Here is a 17,351-nt window from a genome sequence, read left to right as displayed (position 1 = left end):
CCCACCCGCCGGAAGCAGCCGCCACAAGTTGCCGCGCCCCCTCCCCAGGCCAAGCATGGGTAGGTGAGCGACAAGCAAGAGAACCCGACCGCCCCCGGCTACCTCCGCTTCCCCCACCTGAGCGGCCAGCGACTGTGCTTCGTGGTCGAGGACGACCTCTGGGTGGCCCCCCTCGACCGCCCGGGCAGGGCCTGGCGGCTCACCGTCGACCGTACGAAGGTCGGCCACCCGCGCTTCTCGCCCGACGGCCGGCACATCGCGTACACGACCTGGCGCAGCCTCGACCCGGAGATCCATCTCGCCCCGGTGGACGGCGGGCCCGCCAGACGGCTCACGTACTGGGGCAGCCCCGACACCAGGGTCTGCGGCTGGACACCCGACGGCGACATCCTCGCCGTCGCCTCGCACGGCGAGCCCTTCGCGCACTTCGCCTGGGCCTACAGCGTTCCGGTCGACGGCGACCCCGGCGGCAAGCTGCCCTGGGGCCCGGTCTCCCACATCGCGGTCGCCGACTGCGACGGGGAGCGCAAGACGCTGCTGCTCACGGGGACGGCCCCGCACGAACCAGCGGCCTGGAAGCGCTACCGGGGCGGCGGCACCGGACGGCTCTGGCTGCACGGGCAACGGATCCTCGAAGACCTCGACGGACATCTGGACGCGCCGATGTTCGTCGGCGACCGGATCGCCTTCCTCTCCGACCACGAAGGCGTCGGCAACCTCTACTCGTGCCTGCACGACGGCTCCGGCCTGCGCCGCCACACCGACCACGACGCCTTCTACGCCCGGCACGCCTCCTCCGACGGCACCCGGGTCGTCTACCAGTGCGCGGGCGACCTGTGGATCGTCGACGACCTGTCCGCCGACTCACTGCCGCGCCGACTCGACGTGCGCCTCGGCGGGCCGCGCGCCGGACGCCGTCCGTACCAGGTGGCGGCAGGACAGCACGTCGACGGGATCTCCGTGGACGAGACGGGCCGGGCCAGCGCCGTCGTCGTACGCGGCAGCCTGTACTGGCTCACGCACCGCGACGGGCCCGCGCGGGCCATCGCGGACACCCCGGGCGTACGCGTACGGCTTCCGGAGATGCTCGGCTCGAGCGGGCGGATCGCGTACGTGACGGACGCGGAGGGCGAGGACGCCGTCGAGATCGCGTACCTGCCGCGTGCGACCGGCGTCAGCGAACCGCGCCGGCTGGCCTCCGGCCGGCTGGGCCGCGTACTGGAACTCGCCTCGGACCCGCAGGGCGAACGGCTCGCGATCGCCTCGAACGACGGCCGTCTGCTGCTCATCGACGTGACGGAGGAGTCCGGCACGGCAGAGGCGGGCGGCGAGGTCACCGAGCTGATCCAGTCCATCAACGGGCCGGTCCGGGACCTCGCCTTCTCCCCCGACGGCGCCTGGCTGACCTGGTCCCACCCGGGCATCGGCCGCTCCCTGCGGCAGATCAAGATCGCACGGATCGAAGGGCCGAGCGCCGGAGGTCCGAGCCCCGGAGGTCCGGGAGCCGTAGGTCCGGTGGCGCACACGATCGTCGACGTCACCAACGGCCGCTTCGAGGACGAGAACCCGGTGTTCACGCGGGACGGCCGCTTCCTGGCGTTCCTGTCCTGGCGCGGCTTCGACCCGGTGTACGACGTGCACACCGGCGACCTGTCCTTCCCGCTGGGCTGCCGCCCGTACCTCGTCCCCCTGTCCTCCGCGACGCCCTCTCCCTTCGCACTCACCCCCGAGGGGCGCCCGGCAGCGGGAGGCCTGGACCTGGTGGAGGAGGACGCGGGCGACGGGACGGTGACCGTCGAAATCGAGGGCCTGGCGAACAGGGTCACGCCGTTCCCGGTCCCCGCCTCCAAGTACTCGGCGCTGTACCCGGTCGCGGGCGGCGGCCTGGTCTGGCTGCGCTGGCCGATCTCCGGGGCGCTCGGCGAGACCTTCGTCAACCCGGACGACACCTCCGGGCGGCCCACGCTGGAGTACTTCAACATCACCAAGGCGAAGAAGTCCGAACTCGTCGACCATCTCGACTGGTTCGCGGTCAGCGGCGACGGCTCGCGGCTCGTCGTGGTCGACGAGGGTGACCTGCGGGCCGTTCCCTCCACCGAGTCCGGCGACCTAGACACGACCGTGTGGATCGACTCGCGCCGCATCCTGCACAACGTCGACCCGGCCGCCGAGTGGCGGCAGTCCTACGCGGAGGCGGGGCGGCTCATCCGCGCGTACTTCTGGGATCCGAAGATGTGCGGCATCGACTGGGACGCGGTGCTCGACCAGTACCGGCCGCTGGTCGAACGGGTCGCGTCCCCCGACGAGTTCACGGACCTGCTGCGCGAGGTCCTGGGCGAGCTGGGCACTTCCCATGCGTACGTCTCCCCCGCGCGCCGCAACGAGGGGCCGCCGCACTACCAGCGCGCGCAAGGCCTGCTGGGCGCCAACTTCGCACACAGGGAGGGGAGTTGGGCGGTCAGGCGCATCCTCCCCGGCGAGTCGTCCGACTCCAAGGCGCGTTCACCGCTGGCCGGTACGGGCATCCGCGAGGGCGCGGTGCTCACCCATGTCGACGGGCGGCCGGTCGACCCGGTCACCGGCCCGTATCCGCTGCTCGCGGGCGCGGGCGGTACGACGGTGGAGCTGACGTTCACGATGGCGGACAGCGAGGGTCATGCGCGCCGGGTCGCGGTCGTCCCCCTCATCGACGAACGCCCCCTCCGCTACCAGGACTGGGTGGCCAAACGCCGTGAAGTGGTAAGGGAGTTGAGCCACGGCAAGTGCGGGTATCTGCACATCCCGGACATGGGCGGCTCGGGCTGGGCCCAGTTCAACCGCGACCTGCGCATGGAGATGTCGCGGCCCGCCCTGATCGTCGACGTGCGCGGCAACGCCGGCGGCCACATCAGCGAGCTGGTCGTCGAGAAGCTCACCCGTACGATCCTGGGCTGGGACCTGACGCGCAACGCCCAGCCGGTGTCGTACGCCTCCAACGCCCCGCGCGGTCCCGTCGTCGCCCTCGCCGACGAAATGACGTCCTCGGACGGCGACATGATCACGGCCGCCTTCAAACTGCTGAAGCTCGGCCCGGTGGTGGGGCAGCGCACCTGGGGCGGCGTGGTCGGCATGACCGGGCGGCACCGTCTCGGCGACGGCACGATCATCACGGTTCCGATGAACGCCGCCTGGTTCGACGCGTACGGCTGGTCCGTCGAGAACCACGGCGTCAGCCCGGACCTGCCCGTCCTGCGCACCCCGCTGGACTGGGCGGAGGGCCGTCACGCGCAGTTGGCCGACGCGGTGCACCTTGCCCTGAAACTCCTGACCGACCATCCGGCGGCAACTCCCCCGGACTACCACTACGTTCCGGACAGGACGCGCCCCAAACTGCCTCCCAGAGCCGACAACGCGTAAGGGGCGCCCTCCCATTGAGGGCACCCCTTACCGATCAGGCCGGTCAGCGATCAGACGTCGTCATGGTCAGCGATCAGACGTCATAGTCCTGCGATCAGATGTCGTAGTCCTGATCGAGGCGGTCCTGATCCTCCCGCTCGGACCTGCGCGCCGGGTCATGCTCCTGCCGACGGCGCTGGGCCTCCTCGCGCTGGGCCCGCTCGCGCTCCTCCGGGGTCCGCCGGCTGCGCTCGCTCTCGTCCCGGCCCTTGCCGGCCTTGTTCTTCGCGTTCTGCTGAAGCTTCTCGGCCTTGTCCTTGAACTGGTCCTGCATGCCCATGAGATTCACTCCCGTTGTGGGTGAGGGATTGGGGCCTCGACCAGATTTACATGGCCCGACAAAGCGCGCATTTCGGTTAGTTACGGTCAGTTACGCGCTGTGTCGCGTGCCTCTTGGTCAGCCGCGCCACCCGCGCCGACAAGCCCTGTGCGAACCTCGCCGAAGCGCGGTTCGAACCGCCTCATCTCCCGTCGCCCCACCGTCCCGATGATCCCCGGCAGATACCCGCGTACGCCCTGCGTGCCGCGCAGCCACCACTGCCCGTACACATGACTCGACCGCCGCTCGATCCCGGCCACGATCCGGTCGACGGCCGGCCCCAGCGGATACGTCTTGCCGGCCGGCCACGGCAGCCGCTGCCGCAACTCCCGCATGACGTCGTCCTGATCGGCCCCGCGCACCATGTCGGTGTCGGTCCACGACAGATAACCGACCCCGACGCGTACGCCCTTGTGGCCGACCTCGGCACGCAGGCAGTGCGCGTACGCCTCCACGCCCGCCTTGGACGCGCAGTACGCCGTCATCATCGGCGCGGGCGTGATCGCGGCGAGCGAGGCGATCTGCAGCAGATAGCCGCGGCTCGCCAACAGGGCGGGCAGGAAGGCGCGTCCCGTCACCGCCGAGCCGATGAGGTTGACCTCGATGACGCGCCGCCAGGTCTCGGGGTCGGAGTCCACGAAGGGCCCGCTGTTCGCGACGCCCGCGTTGGCGACGACGATGTCGACCTTCCCGAACCGCTCCTCGACCTCGGCCGCGACCCGGACCATCGCCTCGTGGTCGGTGACGTCCGCGTACCAGTGGCCGCCCTCGGTGTGCAGCCGCTCGGCGACCCCCTTCAGCGCGTCCGGCTCCAGACCGACCAGCGCGACCCTCGCCCCGCGCGCGGAGAGCTTGCGGGCGAGCAGTTCACCGACGCCCCGCGCCGCTCCCGTGACGACGGCGACCTGTCCCTCCAGGCTGAGCCTGCTCATGCGCCCGCCGCCAATGCCCCCTCCGCTCATGCGCCCTCCGCTCATGCGCCTTCCGCTCATGCGCCCTCCTTCAACCCGACCCGCAGATAGGTGGACACGAGTTCCCGGATCCGCGCGGTGACCAGCTCGGGCGCCTCGACCGGGGTCATGTGACCCACGCCCGGCAGCTCGGTGATGCCGACGCATTCGGGCAGCGCGGCGACCAGGCCGCGCGCATGGACCGGGGGTGTCATCCGGTCGGCCGCGCCCACGACCACGGCCGTGGGCACGGTCAACTCCCGGACGGCGTGGTCGAGTTCGAGTGCGTCCAGTACGTGCGACCAGGCGTACCGCACCTGCCGCGGACACGCGTGCACGATGCGCGCACACGCCTCGACCATCTCCGGGGCCGAACCGGCGCCCATCGTCGCGTACTTGAGGATCCGTCGGGCGACCGGCGTGACCGGCCCGAGCGGCGCCCGCGCCCCCAGGATCCGCCGCGTGAGCCAGACACGCAGCCGCCCGGCCCGCATCGGCACCACCAGCGACTCGGCGACCAGCCGCGAACTGCCCGTGCTGCACAGCAACACGGCCGCCGCGTGCTCCCTCAGGCGCGCCCGCCCGGACGCGGCGATCAGCGTCATCCCGCCCATGGAATGCCCCACGAGCACGGCCTTCTCGCCCGGCGCGAGGGTCGCCGCGAGCACGGCCTCCAAGTCGTCGGCGAGCGCGTCCGAGGTGCACGTCGTGCTCGCGGGACTCCGCCCGTGCCCGCGCTGGTCGTACGCGATGACCCGGTGGTCGGCTGCGAGATCCCGTACCTGCGCCGCCCAGTAGGCGGTCGAGCAGGTCCAGCCGTGCGCGAGCACTACCGCGGGGGCGTCTTCGGGCCCGTGCACCTCGACGTGCAGTCGCGCGCCGTCGGCGGAGACCGCGGTCAGCTCCCGGACGGGGACGGGAGGGGCGTAGGGACCGCTCTTCACATGCGTCAGTCGGCTCACGCGCCGGCCTCCACCTTCTTCTTGACTTGGCTGGTGTCGATACGTTTCCGGGGTCCCCGGAGGACTTCGTACTCCCCGAGGTCGACGCGTCGCGTGGCCCTGCGGAACTCCGTCGTCGTACCGGGCCAGATGGTCGAGTTGCGGCCGTTCGCGTCGAGGTACCAGCTGGTGCAGCCGCCGGTGCTCCACACCGTGCGCTTCATGCGCTCCTGAACCCTGTGGTTCCAGGCGTCCACGGCACCGGCGCGGGCGTCGAGGGCGACCCGTCCGCCGAGGACGTCCAACTGCCGTACGTAGTCGGCCAGGTAGTTCAGCTGGGACTCGATCATCAGGATCATGGAGGAGTTCCCGAGGCCCGTGTTCGGGCCGATGACCGACATCCAGTTGGGGAACCCGGCGGCGGTCGCGCCACGCAGCGACTTCATGCCGGTCGCCCACGCCTCAGCGAGGGTCCGGCCCTCCGCGCCCACTACGCGCTCGGCGATCGGCATGTCGGTGACGTGGAAGCCCGTACCGAAGATGATCGCGTCGGCCTCGGCTCGGGTGCCGTCCGCGGCGATGACGGTGTTGTTCCGGATCTCCGCAAGGCCGGAGGCGACGACGTCCGCATTGGGCCGGGCGAGGGCCGGGTAGTAGTCGCTGGACAGCAGGATCCGCTTGCAGCCGATGCGGTAGTCGGGAGTCAGCTTCGCGCGCAGCGCCGGGTCCTTGATCACCCGAGCCATGTTGCGCTTGGCCAACTGCTCCACCAGACCGAGCTCGCCCGGGTGCTTGGTGAACGCCTGGACCTGCAGCTCCCGGATGCCCCACAGGAGTCCACGCCTGGCCTGCGCGGTGAAGGGCAACTGCCGGTGCAGCCACCGCTCGACACCGCTGACGGCCCGGTCGACGCGGGGCATCACCCAGGGCGGGGTGCGCTGGAAGAGGGTGAGCCGGGCGACCTCGGGCTGGATCTCGGGCACGATCTGGATGGCGGACGCGCCCGTGCCAACGACCGCGACGCGCTTGCCGCGCAGGTCGTAGTCGTGGTCCCAGCGGGCCGAGTGGAAGACCGCGCCGGGGAAGGTGTCGAGGCCGGGGATGTCCGGGATCCGGGGCTCGGAGAGCGGCCCGGTGGCGGAGACGACGACGTCGGCGGTGAGGTTCCCGCTGCTGGTCTCGATCTCCCAGAGCAGCCGCTCGCCGTCCCAGGTCATCCTCTTCACTTCGGAGTTGAAGCGGATGTGGGGACGGATCCGGAAGACATCCGTCACATGCTCCAGGTACGCGCGGATGTGCTCCTGCCCGGAGAAGGTGCGCGGCCAGTCGGGGTTGGGGGCGAAGGAGAACGAGTAGAGGTGGGACGGTACGTCGCAGGCGCAGCCGGGATAGTTGTTGTCCCGCCAGGTGCCGCCGACGCTGCCGGCCCGTTCGAGGACGACGAAGTCGGTGATCCCTTCCCGCCGCAGCCGGACAGCGGCCCCGAGCCCGCCGAACCCGGACCCGACCACCGCCACGCGGACATGCCGCACCTGCTCGTGCTCGGTCATCCCGACACCTCCCTGGTCCCGTCCTGGTACCGTCCTGGCCCAGTGCAACCATGCCAGTAAGTACTGGCGCAATGGGGAGAGTAGGGGAGTGTCGTACTCCTGGGTAGGGGTCGGAGACCAGGAAGTTACCGGCGGTACAACATAGGCTGCTCACGTGGCTGAGGGATCGGGAAAACGGGAGCAGGCACAACGGGAGCCGGGTAAGCGGGAGTCGGGTAAGCGGGAGTACCGCATGGAGGAGCTGGCCAAGGAGGCCGGTATCACGGTGCGGACCCTTCGCTTCTACCGCGAGCGCAAGCTGATACCGCCGCCGCGCCGCGAGGGCCGTATCGCCTGGTACGACGACGACCACCTGGCCCGGCTGCGCACGATCTCGGCGCTCCTGGAACGCGGCCACACCCTCAGCGGCATCGCCGAACTGGCCGAGGCCTTCGACCACGGCCGCGACGTCGGCGAACTGCTCGGCCTGGGCGCGCCCACCGAGGAGGTCCCCGTCCGCCTCTCCCCCGAGGAACTGGCCGACGCCTTCGGGGACCAGGCGACCCCGGAGAACCTCTCCGCCGCCCTCGACCTCGGATACCTCGCCACGGACGGCACCGACATCGTCCACATCAGCCGCCGCCTGCTGGACGTCTCGGCGGCCCTGGTCCGCGAAGGCATCCCGCTCGCGGACGTCCTGAGGGCCGGCCACCGCGTACGCGAACACGCGGACGCCCTGGCCGACTTGTTCGCCGACCTCATCCTCACCCAGGGCGCCTCCCCGGCCGACCTCCAACGCCTGCGCCCGCTCGCGAAGAGCGTGGTGGAGGCGGAGTTGTCGATGGCGATGGACCGGCGGCTGCGGAAACCTGGGAGGCGGGCCTAACGGTCGTAGACGACGGTCACCGGCGCGTGGTCCGACCACCGCTCCGCATGCGTGGCCGCCCGCTCCACGTACCCCTTCACGGCTTTGGCCGCGAGCCCCGGCGTCGCGACGTGGAGGTCGATGCGCCAGCCCGTGTCACGGTCGAAGGCCTGCCCACGGTAGGACCACCACGAGTACGGCCCTTCGACGTCCGGATGCAGGGTGCGTACGACATCGACGTACCCGCCCTCCGTCTCGCCGAAGACCGTCGTGAGCCACTCGCGTTCCTCGGGCAGGAATCCGGAGTTCTTCTTGTTGCCGCGCCAGTTCTTGAGGTCGGCTTCCTGGTGGGCGATGTTCCAGTCGCCGCAGACCAGGACCTCGCGCCCATCGGCGGCGGCCCGCTCCTTGAGTGCCTTCAGGTAGGCGAGGAACTCCCCCATGAACCGGATCTTCTCGTCCTGCCGCTCGGTCCCGACCTCGCCGGAGGGGAGGTAGAGAGAGGCGACCGTGATCCCGGGCAGATCGACCTCCACATACCGCCCGCTGCCGTCGAACTCGGCGGATCCGAAGCCCACTTGGATCCGGTCCGGCTCACGCCGCGTATAGAGGGACACCCCCGCACGTCCCTTCGCGGCGGCGGGCGCGTGCACGACATGCCACCCGTCGGGCTGTCGAATCCCCTCGGGCAACTGCGGCGGCTCGGCCCGCACTTCCTGGAGACACAGCACGTCGGCGGAGGTGTTCGCGAGCCACTCCACAAAGCCCTTCTTGGCGGCGGCCCGAAGCCCGTTCACATTCACAGAGGTCACTGTCTGCACAACACTCTCCCGTCAGCAGGTGGCACACGTACGCTACGCGGTGCCTACTCCGGCTCCGGAAGGGTTTCTGTCACCTTCAAGCCGTGATGGGCGAGATGAGTGGTGAGGAGCTGGGCCATGACGGCGGCCGCGTCGTCCGTACTCATCAGACGGTCGCCCTCCGTATCCCCCGAGGGGAAGGCGAAGTGGCCGGGCAGAACGACGGCCCGGGTGAAGAAATCACACAGGACGTCGAAGAACTCTTCGTCCGACGAGTGATCGGGAGCGCTCTTGCCCAGCGCCGTCAGGCCGGTTTCCACAATGGTGTTGAGGTAGCGTCGGCGCGCGTTTCGCTGGTGCCGGGCCTCACTGGAGGCACTCTCCTCACTTGCCTCCACCACTCGAAACCTGCTGGGGTCGCTGCCGGGCCCGCTACTCGGCCACTGATCCCCTTCGCGGACCTTCAGCAGGGCCTCTTCCATCGAACCGGCGTGAACATGGCATCCGCGCCTGATCCCCTCATCGACGCTCTCCAGCTCGACCCGGTAGCGCGGCAGGTCGTTCTCCTGCACCGTCTGATTCGATGGTGACTCACTCATGCGCTCTCCCCACCTGACGCATAGATGTACGATACCTGACATGAATATACGCCGCGTCTCCTTCGACCACCCCGACGCCGTCAAGCTGAACGACCAGGTCCAGGCCGAATACGCCGCGCGCTACGACGACGAGGGCGACGTCACGTTCCTCGACCCGTCGATGTTCGAACCGCCGGTCGGCCTGTACCTCATCGCGTACGACGAGCTGGACCGTCCGGTGGCCACGGGCGGCTGGCGCAGCCAGGACGCGAACGACGAGGGCTACTCGGACGGCGACGCGGAGATCAAGCGAATGTATGTGATCGAGGAAGCCCGCGGCAACGGCCTCGCCCGCCGCGTCCTCGCGGCCCTGGAGGACGACGCCCGCGCGGCCGGCCGCATCCGCATGGTCCTGGAGACGGGCACGAAGCAGCCGGAGGCGATCGCCCTCTACACCTCCAGCGGCTACGAACCCTGCGCCAAGTTCGGCCACTACCGCTTCCACGAGAACAGCAGGTGCTTCGCGAAGTCACTGTGAAACATGTGACTTTGAGGGAGTGTCAGGCGCGCAGGAAGGCCAGTACGGCCAGGACCCTGCGGTGGGTCTCGTCCGCCGGGGGCAGGTCCAGCTTGGTGAAGATGCTGCTGATGTGCTTGCCGACGGCCGCCTCGGACACCACCAGTTCACGGGCGATCGAGCCGTTCGACCTGCCTTCCGCGATCAGCGCCAGGACCTCGCGCTCGCGCGGAGTCAGCCGCTCCAGCGGATCGCGGCGGCGGCGCAGCAGCTGGCGTACGACCTCGGGGTCGACGACCGTGCCGCCGGCCGCGACCTCCTGCAGCGCCTCCACGAACTCCTCCACCTGCCCGACCCGGTCCTTGAGCAGATAGCCGACGCCCGATCCGTCGCCGGAGTCGAGCAGTTCGGCGGCGTACGTCCGCTGGACGTACTGACTGAGGACCAGAACCGGCAGCGTGGGCCGCGTCTCGCGCAGTCGGACTGCCGCGTGCAGACCCTCGTCCTTGAAGTCCGGCGGCATCCTGACGTCCGTCATCACGATGTCCGGCCCGCCCTGCTCCTGCTCGGCGACCGCGGCGAGCAGCGCCTCGGCGTCGCCGACGGCCGCCACCACCTCATGGCCGCAGCGGGTGAGCAGACTGATGAGCCCGTCCCTCAGCAGCACGCTGTCCTCGGCCAGGACTATGCGAAGCGATCGGGCCGGTCGGTCGAAGCGGCCTACTCGGCCGGCTCGGTCGACCCGGCCAACTCGGTCAGCTCGGTCAGCTCGCAAGGGATCTCCACGCGCAACAGGGTCGGTCCGCCCGGCGGGCTGGACAGAGCAAGTCTGCCATCCAGTACGGACACCCGGTCCGCGAGTCCGGTCAGCCCGCTGCCGCCGCCGCTCCCGGCGTTCGCGCCGCCCCGCCCGTCGTCCCGTATCTCCAGGAACAGCCGCCCGTCACGGTGCCCGCCGCCGACCTCCGCGCGGTTCGCCCCGCTGTGTTTGCCGACGTTGGCCAGGGCCTCGCACACCACGAAGTACGCGGCTGCCTCCACCGCTTGGGGCAGGCGTCCGGGCAGTTCCAAGTCCACGTCGACGGGGACCACCGAGCGGTCGGCGGCGTCGGCGACCGCCGCCTGGAGGCCGTAGTCGGCGAGGACCTTGGGATGGATGCCATGGATGAGCTCCCGCAACTCCCCGAGGGCTTTGCCCGCCTCGTCGTGCGCCTTGGCGAGCTGGTCGGCGAGCGGGCCCGGCGGGGCGTCCAGGCGGGCCAGGCCGAGTGTCATCGTCAGGGCCACCAGGCGCTGTTGCGCCCCGTCGTGCAGATCGCGCTCGATGCGCCGCCGTTCCGCCTCGAAGGCGTCCACCAACCGGACGCGGGAACGCGCCAGTTCGACGACCTTCGCGCCCAGGTCGCCCTCGCGGGAGGCGATCAGCAGGCGGGTCAGCGCGGCCCGCGCGCCCGCCGCGACCCCGAGGACATAGGCGCACAGGCCCATCAGGACGAGCCCGAGGACGGCGACGCCGAAGGCGGCCGGCCAGGTGGTGACCGTCCACTGCTTGAGGACCTTCGCCTCGTTGCCGTCGCCGGCCGTCGCCATCAGCAGCGGAGTCACCGTCATGGACACGGGGAACAGCAGGGCGACCGTGATCACGAGGGCGTCGACCGGCCACAACAGGCCCGCGAACAGCAGCGCGTACCCCAGCTCCCGCCAGGTCATCTGCTCCCGCAGCCGCGTCGTCAGCCAGGCCCGCAGGCCGGGCGCGGCAGGCTCCCGGTGCTGGTCGGGCACCGGGTCCAGATCGACCAGGCGCAGCCTGCGCCGCTCCAACCGGGCCACCGGAAGGCCGGCCAGGACCGTGACGACCAGCAGCGGCAGCCCCACCAGGACGAGGGCGAGTACCCCGCCGGCCACCGCCAGGGCCACGATCAACACCAGGACGGCAACGCCGGTCACCGCACCGGTGACCAGGTAGGCGACCGAACGCCACGGCCACGCCGACAGCAGGTAGCCCGGCTTGGTCATGGCCTGCCACACGTTCCGGGGCTGTGCGGGGATCAGCGGATGCATGGGGATCACCGTAGGAGCCGGGCGCTCGCCGGGGCCATCGGTCCAGGGGGTGGATCGGGGGTAGGCCTGGCCCTACCCCAAGTCTCGGTTCTGCCGCACTGCGCCTCGGTGCCACCGGACGGTTTCGTGGAGGAATGAGAATCGACGCGATCAAGTTGCGCTCCGTCAGCAGGAGATACGGGTCGGGCGGGGGCACCGTGACCGCGCTCGACCAGGTCTCGCTCTCCTTCCCCCAAGGCACCTTCACCGCCGTCATGGGCCCCTCCGGTTCGGGCAAGTCGACCCTGCTGCAGTGCGCAGCGGGCCTCGACCGGCCCACGTCGGGCTCGGTCACGGTGGGCGGCACCGAGCTGACCGGGCTGAGCGAGACCAAGCTGACCCGGCTGCGCCGCGAGCGCATCGGCTTCGTCTTCCAGGCGTTCAACCTGCTGCCGTCCCTGACCGCGGAGCAGAACGTGACGCTGCCGCTGCGCCTGGCCGGCCGCCGCCCCGCGAAGGCACAGGTGCAGGAGGTGCTGCGGCAGGTCGGACTCGGCGACCGGGCGCGGCACCGGCCTGCGGAGCTGTCCGGCGGCCAGCAGCAACGCGTCGCCCTGGCCCGCGCCCTGATCACCCGCCCCGAGGTCCTCTTCGGCGACGAGCCGACCGGTGCCCTCGACTCGCGGACCGGCCGCGAGGTCCTCGCCCTGCTGCGCGGCATGGTGGACCGCGAGGGCCGGACGATCATCATGGTCACGCACGACCCGGTGGCCGCCTCGTACGCCGACCGCGTCGTCCTCCTCGTCGACGGCCGGGTCGACGGCGAGCTGGCCGGGGCGTCGGCCGAGGACATCGCCGCGCACATGACCGGGCTGCACCCGGTGGCGGGCCGCACGGTGCGGGAGGCCGAGTCGTGCTGAACACCGCCCTGCACACCCTGCGCACGCGCTGGATCACCTTCGCCGGCAGCTTCGTCGCACTCTCGTTGGGCGTCGCCCTGATCACCGTGACGGGCCTGGCCCTGGCCTCCTCACTGGACGCGCCCGAACGCGCGCCCGAGCGGTTCGCCGCGGCGCCGGTCGTCGTGAAGGGCGCGGACACCCTGCGCGTACCCACCGCGATCGGAGACAAGACGCAGCGGCTCGCGCATCCGCGTGCCGTTCCGGACGAGGTCGTCGCGCGACTGAAGGACCTCGGGACGGTGGTCGAGGACCGGTCCTTCGCCGTACGGGCGCGGGGCGGGCCCGCCGACCTGGTGGGCCACCCCTGGTCGACCGCGGCGTTCGCCCCGTACGAGATCGACGCGGGACGCCCGCCCCGGGCGCCCGACGAGGTCGTCGTCAGCGGCCACTGGGCGAGGCCGGGCGAGCACGTACGGACCGATCGCGGCACCCTGTGGGTCGTCGGCACCGTGCAGGTCGCCGCGACCGTACGAGTCTCAGGATCCGTCGCAGCAGGCGGCTTCGAGAACGCCGTGTTCTACACCGACGCGCGCGCCGCCGAGCTGTCGCCGCACAGCACCCAGCTCGTCGTCGACAACGCGGACGCCGCCGCCGTACGCGAGGCGGTGGGCGGCAGCGACGGCATCCGCGTCCTCACCGGCGACGAGCGCAGGCTCGCGGACGCCGACCCGGACCGGGACAGCGAGGCGCTCACCGCGATGAACGCCCTGTTCGGCACGGCCGGCGGCGTCACCGGCTTCGTGTCGGTGTTCGTGGTGGCGTCGACCTTCGCGTTCGCGGTCGCCCAGCGGCGCCGGGAGTTCGGGCTGCTGCGCACCGCCGGGGCGACCCCCGGCCAGATCCGCCGCATGGTCTTCGCAGAGGCCTTCGTGGTCGGCGTACTCGCCTCCGCCGCCGGCTGCGTCCTCGGTGCGTACGGTGCGCCGCGGCTCGCCGAGTGGGTGGTCGACGGCGGTCTCGCGCCGCGCTGGTTCACCATCGGCGACCACACCTGGCCGTACCACATGGCCTTCTGGACGGGCCTGCTCGTCGCGCTGTGCGGGGCGGCGGCGGCTTCCTGGCGGGCCGGGAGGACCGCACCGACCCAGGCGCTGCGCGAGGCGTCCGTGGATGCGCGGACGATGACGTGGGGCCGCGGGCTGTCCGGCGCGGCGCTGCTGCTGACCGCCGCCGTGACCCTGGGCCTGGCCCTGTTCAGCGATCCGGGCGACCTGCTGCACCGCAAGACCTACATCAGCCGCCCCATGCTGCTGATCACCGCGGTCGCACTGCTCGCCCCAGTCCTGGTACGTCCGCTGACCCGGCTGATCGCCTGGCTCCCGGCCCAACTGCCGGGCGCCGGCGGCATGTTGGTACGGGAGAACGCGGCCGCGGGCGTACGACGCACCGCCGCGATCGCGGCACCCGTCCTGGTCACGGTCGCGCTGGCCGGCTCCCTGCTCGGCGCCACCGCCACCCTGAACGAGGCGAAGGCCACCGAGACCCGCGAGCAGACGGCCGCCGACTTCGTGGTCGCCCCGGCCGACGACACCGGCTTCGACCCGGCAACGGTGGCGCGGCTGCGCGACGTACCCGGCACCAAGGTCTCCGCGACCTCGTCGAGCGCCGTGTACGTCCTGGAGGAGGGCGTGGCCCTCATCAAGTCCGAGGCCCGCGCCGCCGACCCCGATGCCCTCGCCGACACCACCCGCCTGCCGGTCACGGCCGGCAGGGTGAGCGACCTCGACGACGGCTCGATCGTCGTCAACGAGGAGTGGGAGAAACACACCGTGGGCCAGCGTGTGGACGTGTGGCTGGGCGACGGCACGAAGAAGTCCCTGCGGATCGCCGCCGTACTGGCCATCGGCACCGGTGACAACGGCGCCTACGTCACGCCGCGCAACGCCCCGGGCGCCACCGTCGACCGAGTCGACATCGCCCTCACGGCCGGCGCCGACCCATCCACGGTGGCGACGAACCTGCGCGAGGCGGTACGCACATCGGGCGGCAAGGTCCTCACCAAGGACCAGTGGGTGCAGGCGAGTTACCCCGAGACCAACCGCACGACCCGAATCGGCTCCCTGCTGGTCCTGGGCATCGCCCTGCTCTACACCGGCATCTCCCTGGCCAACACCATGGTCATGGCAACCTCCGACCGGATCCGTGACCTGGCCGTACTACGCCTGGCCGGCGCCACCACCTGGCAGGTGCTGCGCATGGTCGCCGCCGAGGCACTGCTGGTGGTGACGGTGGGCGGAGTACTCGGCCTGTTGGTCACCGTGCTGAACCTCCTGGGCATGTGGAGCGCCCTGGCCATCCTGTCGGTGCGAACGTCCCTCGAAATCCCCTGGCCGGCACTCGGCACGACGGTGACCGCCTGCGCGGTCCTGGCCGTACTCTCGGCGACCGCCCCCGCCGCGCTCGCCCTGCGCCGCAGGCCGGTGGAACTGGCGGGCGCACACGACTGACAGCCGGGGCCGACGACCTCCCGGTCGCTTCCCTGGAGTCAGTTGCGGTGGTACTCGTGCCGATCGGATTCCTGCCGCTGACGGTATTGCAGGTAGACGCTGGCTCCGGCGAACGGGATCCATTCACCCCAATAGAAGACGCGAGTCACGAGGTACAACAGGCCGGCCAAGACGAGGAATTTAACGAGGATTTCAGGTGTCCGGTTGCCTTCGACGTCGACATGCTGTCCTTCGCTGCTGTACGGCATGCCAAAGCCCCTACCGGTGATCACCAGTAGGGGCTTTGAGCTGCGTGGACCTGAGGGGATTTGAACCCCTGGCCCCCTCGATGCGAACGAGGTGCGCTACCGGACTGCGCCACAGGCCCTTGCAACGAAGGAAACTCTAGCATCCCCGTCCGGGTGCTTGGAAATCCGTTCCTGGCTGGTCAGGGGTGGGGCTTCGGCGGCGCCGTCACTCGTTGGCGGCGCGCGGGCGGTCGCCGTCCTCGTACTGGTCGAAGAGCGGAGTGCGGCCCCGTTCGCGGGCGCGGCGAGCCGATGCGGCGCGGCGCGCGTCCGCGGCGCCGTCCGAGTCCGCGTCGGGCTCGCCCGGCTCGTCCTCCGTCGCCGAAGCCGCCGGAGCCGCCTCGCCCGCCTGTGACGCAGGGCGCTCGGCCGAGCTCGACCGTGCGGAGCTCCACGCGTCGGGCGCGCCCAAGTCGACGCCGGACGTGGCGCGGGGGGCGACCGGGGCGGTCACGTACGTCGGCAGCGGTACCGGTACGGGGTCCCAGCTGTCGCCGCCGGCGGGACCGCGCCGGCGCTCGCGCTGCTGGTCGACCCACTCCGCGTGATCGGTCTGCTCGACGAGGGCACGGCGGTCGGCAGCCAGCGCGGACAGACCGGGGTCAGTGGTCGTTTCCGGTCCGTCCTCCGAGTCGTCCGCTGTGCCCGGCTCGGCGGGCGGTCGCCGCCGGGGCTGCCGTTCCCGCAGCCGCTGCGCCGCGGCCTCGGCCCGCCTGCGGTCCATCGTGTATGTGAACCGCCGCCGCTCCTGGGAGCGCAGATACGCGATGTAGACGCTCAGCAGTATCGCCGGCACCCCGGGCGCCCACAGGAACGCGAGGCCTCCGACGGCCGCCACGATCGCGCCGAGCGTGAAGGCGAGGAAGAGGACAGTCGTCGTACGCCGACGGCGCGCGAGCACCTTCGAGCGCCGGGCGCGCGCGGCGGCCTCCGCCGACGCCACCCGCCGGGCACGAGACGCCGCGGACGAGGCCGACTCCGAGGACGAGGACTGTCGCGCCGGGGATGTCGACTGGCCGGCGCTCGGCTTGCCTCCGGACTTGGCCCCCTGCTGGGGCACCGGTCTGGCCCCCGCCGAACGGCCTGCCTGCGACGACGACTTGGCACCGGACGTCGACGCCGCGGATGCCGACTTGGACCGCGGATCGGGAGCCGGGTCGGAGCCCCGCTTGCCCGAAGGCCCACCCTGCGCCTCGGGCCGCCCGCCACCGCGTACGCCCCGCGCACTGTCCTGTGCGTCCGCGACCTTGCCCCGTGCCTCGCGCCGGGTCTGAGGCATGGCGAAGGCCCGGGCGTCCACCGAGTCGGTGAGGCCGTCCGGTTCGGCGTGGTGCTCCCCCTCTTCGGTGGAGCGCGCCCGCAGGTCCTTGGCGTACCGGCGCTCCATACCCGCCCGTCCGGACAGCAGCCGGATGGCGGTGCTGAAGCGTTCCGTCGGACGGGCCTCATTCAGCTCGTCCTGCCTACGGAGCCACATGGGCACCAAGTAGGCGGCCCAGGCCCCGACAATGACTGCGTAGATGAGGCCGCTGCTGCTCACGCCTCACACGGTAGAGGGGTTTGCGTGAGGCCATCTGCCAATTGCGTCGGTGTGTCGCACGATCTGGCTGATATTTCGAGCTTTTTTTGCGACCGATGCGATCAGCAGGCCACCGGGAGCGGGAAATTAATGCCCGAGGGT

The 17,351-nt window shown here is 71.1% G+C and carries 15 protein-coding genes and 1 tRNA gene; 5 read left to right on the top strand and 11 right to left on the bottom strand.

The genetic code is table 11. The annotated features are described in order from the left end of the window. The first annotated feature begins 63 nt into the window (after nt 1-63). Nucleotides 64-3,396, top strand: a complete 3,333-nt coding sequence (locus tag G5C60_RS31365; protein ID WP_165264385.1) for a S41 family peptidase — start codon at nt 64-66, stop codon at nt 3,394-3,396. A 94-nt stretch (nt 3,397-3,490) separates the two neighbouring features. Here the strand turns inward: G5C60_RS31365 and G5C60_RS31360 are convergent, their stop codons facing one another. The 4 genes from G5C60_RS31360 to G5C60_RS31345 all read right to left on the bottom strand — a co-directional run bounded on the left by G5C60_RS31360 (nt 3,491) and on the right by G5C60_RS31345 (nt 7,195). Continuing rightward, nucleotides 3,491-3,715: a hypothetical protein gene (locus G5C60_RS31360; RefSeq protein WP_165264384.1), complete on the bottom strand. Its 225-nt coding sequence runs from the start codon at nt 3,713-3,715 to the stop codon at nt 3,491-3,493. 86 nt (nt 3,716-3,801) lie between these two features. Beyond that, on the bottom strand, nt 3,802-4,686 hold the full coding sequence (locus G5C60_RS31355; RefSeq protein WP_165264390.1) for an SDR family oxidoreductase: 885 nt from the start codon (nt 4,684-4,686) through the stop codon (nt 3,802-3,804). Between the two features lie 56 nt (nt 4,687-4,742). Beyond that, the gene (locus G5C60_RS31350; RefSeq protein ID WP_165264383.1) at nt 4,743-5,666 is read right to left on the bottom strand and encodes an alpha/beta fold hydrolase; all 924 of its coding nucleotides are present in this window, start codon (nt 5,664-5,666) and stop codon (nt 4,743-4,745) included. Next, nucleotides 5,663-7,195, bottom strand: a complete 1,533-nt coding sequence (locus G5C60_RS31345; RefSeq protein WP_165264382.1) for a flavin-containing monooxygenase — start codon at nt 7,193-7,195, stop codon at nt 5,663-5,665. Before G5C60_RS31345 ends, G5C60_RS31350 begins: the two co-directional genes overlap by 4 nt. 232 nt (nt 7,196-7,427) lie before the next feature. Between G5C60_RS31345 and G5C60_RS31340 the strand changes: the two genes are divergently transcribed. Further along, nucleotides 7,428-8,060: a MerR family transcriptional regulator gene (locus tag G5C60_RS31340; RefSeq protein ID WP_165264389.1), complete on the top strand. Its 633-nt coding sequence runs from the start codon at nt 7,428-7,430 to the stop codon at nt 8,058-8,060. Here G5C60_RS31340 and G5C60_RS31335 read toward each other — a convergent pair. Both G5C60_RS31335 and G5C60_RS31330 read right to left on the bottom strand, forming a co-directional pair. Beyond that, nucleotides 8,057-8,851 carry an exodeoxyribonuclease III gene (locus G5C60_RS31335; protein WP_165264381.1) on the bottom strand — a complete coding sequence of 265 codons (795 nt, stop codon included), beginning with the start codon at nt 8,849-8,851 and terminating at the stop codon, nt 8,057-8,059. The two genes, G5C60_RS31340 and G5C60_RS31335, sit on opposite strands and share 4 nt — an antisense overlap. Before the next feature lie 53 nt (nt 8,852-8,904). Continuing rightward, a complete protein-coding gene (locus tag G5C60_RS31330) occupies nt 8,905-9,438 on the bottom strand; it encodes a hypothetical protein (RefSeq protein WP_165264380.1) in 534 nt (177 codons plus the stop codon). 40 nt (nt 9,439-9,478) lie between these two features. Here G5C60_RS31330 and G5C60_RS31325 point away from each other — a divergent pair, with 40 nt between their 5' ends. Beyond that, entirely contained in the window at nt 9,479-9,955 is a 477-nt protein-coding gene (locus G5C60_RS31325) for a GNAT family N-acetyltransferase (RefSeq protein ID WP_165264379.1), read from the top strand. Nucleotides 9,956-9,977: 22 nt separating this feature from the next. On the opposite strand, the gene G5C60_RS31320 is transcribed toward G5C60_RS31325, so the two are convergent. Together G5C60_RS31320 and G5C60_RS31315 are read right to left on the bottom strand one after the other, a co-directional pair. Next, nucleotides 9,978-10,622, bottom strand: a complete 645-nt coding sequence (locus G5C60_RS31320) for a LuxR C-terminal-related transcriptional regulator (RefSeq protein WP_165264387.1) — start codon at nt 10,620-10,622, stop codon at nt 9,978-9,980. Nucleotides 10,623-10,654: 32 nt separating this feature from the next. Beyond that, nucleotides 10,655-11,950, bottom strand: coding sequence for a sensor histidine kinase (locus G5C60_RS31315; RefSeq protein ID WP_165264388.1), 1,296 nt, complete (start codon nt 11,948-11,950; stop codon nt 10,655-10,657). A 179-nt stretch (nt 11,951-12,129) separates the two neighbouring features. Here G5C60_RS31315 and G5C60_RS31310 point away from each other — a divergent pair, with 179 nt between their 5' ends. Both G5C60_RS31310 and G5C60_RS31305 read left to right on the top strand, forming a co-directional pair. Beyond that, complete coding sequence (locus tag G5C60_RS31310; protein WP_165264378.1) at nt 12,130-12,894, top strand: ABC transporter ATP-binding protein; 765 nt, start codon at nt 12,130-12,132, stop codon at nt 12,892-12,894. Then, complete coding sequence (locus G5C60_RS31305) at nt 12,888-15,383, top strand: FtsX-like permease family protein (protein ID WP_165264377.1); 2,496 nt, start codon at nt 12,888-12,890, stop codon at nt 15,381-15,383. Before G5C60_RS31310 ends, G5C60_RS31305 begins: the two co-directional genes overlap by 7 nt. Before the next feature lie 38 nt (nt 15,384-15,421). Here the strand turns inward: G5C60_RS31305 and G5C60_RS31300 are convergent, their stop codons facing one another. The 3 genes from G5C60_RS31300 to sepX all read right to left on the bottom strand — a co-directional run bounded on the left by G5C60_RS31300 (nt 15,422) and on the right by sepX (nt 17,210). Continuing rightward, nucleotides 15,422-15,631, bottom strand: a complete 210-nt coding sequence (locus G5C60_RS31300; RefSeq protein ID WP_165264376.1) for a hypothetical protein — start codon at nt 15,629-15,631, stop codon at nt 15,422-15,424. A 45-nt stretch (nt 15,632-15,676) separates the two neighbouring features. After that, nucleotides 15,677-15,750 (bottom strand) — tRNA-Ala (locus G5C60_RS31295). Between the two features lie 86 nt (nt 15,751-15,836). Beyond that, on the bottom strand, nt 15,837-17,210 hold the full coding sequence (sepX, locus tag G5C60_RS31290) for a divisome protein SepX/GlpR (protein ID WP_165264375.1): 1,374 nt from the start codon (nt 17,208-17,210) through the stop codon (nt 15,837-15,839). Between the last annotated feature and the right edge of the window lie 141 nt (nt 17,211-17,351).

Origin of the sequence: Streptomyces scabichelini (assembly GCF_011045015.1) — a bacterium.
Lineage (GTDB): Bacteria > Actinomycetota > Actinomycetes > Streptomycetales > Streptomycetaceae > Streptomyces > Streptomyces scabichelini.
Note: the sequence above shows the minus strand (reverse complement) of the source record. Positions and strands in the feature narration are given on the sequence as shown.

Bases quoted from the DNA above. Each gene is read 5' to 3' on its own strand.
- G5C60_RS31300 (WP_165264376.1), bottom strand. From the start codon at position 15,631: ATGCCGTACAGCAGCGAAGGACAGCATGTCGACGTCGAAGGCAACCGG.
- G5C60_RS31345 (WP_165264382.1), bottom strand. From the start codon at position 7,195: ATGACCGAGCACGAGCAGGTGCGGCATGTCCGCGTGGCGGTGGTCGGG.
- G5C60_RS31340 (WP_165264389.1), top strand. From the start codon at position 7,428: ATGGAGGAGCTGGCCAAGGAGGCCGGTATCACGGTGCGGACCCTTCGC.
- G5C60_RS31325 (WP_165264379.1), top strand. From the start codon at position 9,479: ATGAATATACGCCGCGTCTCCTTCGACCACCCCGACGCCGTCAAGCTG.
- G5C60_RS31315 (WP_165264388.1), bottom strand. From the start codon at position 11,950: ATGACCAAGCCGGGCTACCTGCTGTCGGCGTGGCCGTGGCGTTCGGTC.
- G5C60_RS31355 (WP_165264390.1), bottom strand. From the start codon at position 4,686: ATGAGCAGGCTCAGCCTGGAGGGACAGGTCGCCGTCGTCACGGGAGCG.
- G5C60_RS31310 (WP_165264378.1), top strand. From the start codon at position 12,130: ATGAGAATCGACGCGATCAAGTTGCGCTCCGTCAGCAGGAGATACGGG.
- G5C60_RS31360 (WP_165264384.1), bottom strand. From the start codon at position 3,715: ATGGGCATGCAGGACCAGTTCAAGGACAAGGCCGAGAAGCTTCAGCAG.
- G5C60_RS31330 (WP_165264380.1), bottom strand. From the start codon at position 9,438: ATGAGTGAGTCACCATCGAATCAGACGGTGCAGGAGAACGACCTGCCG.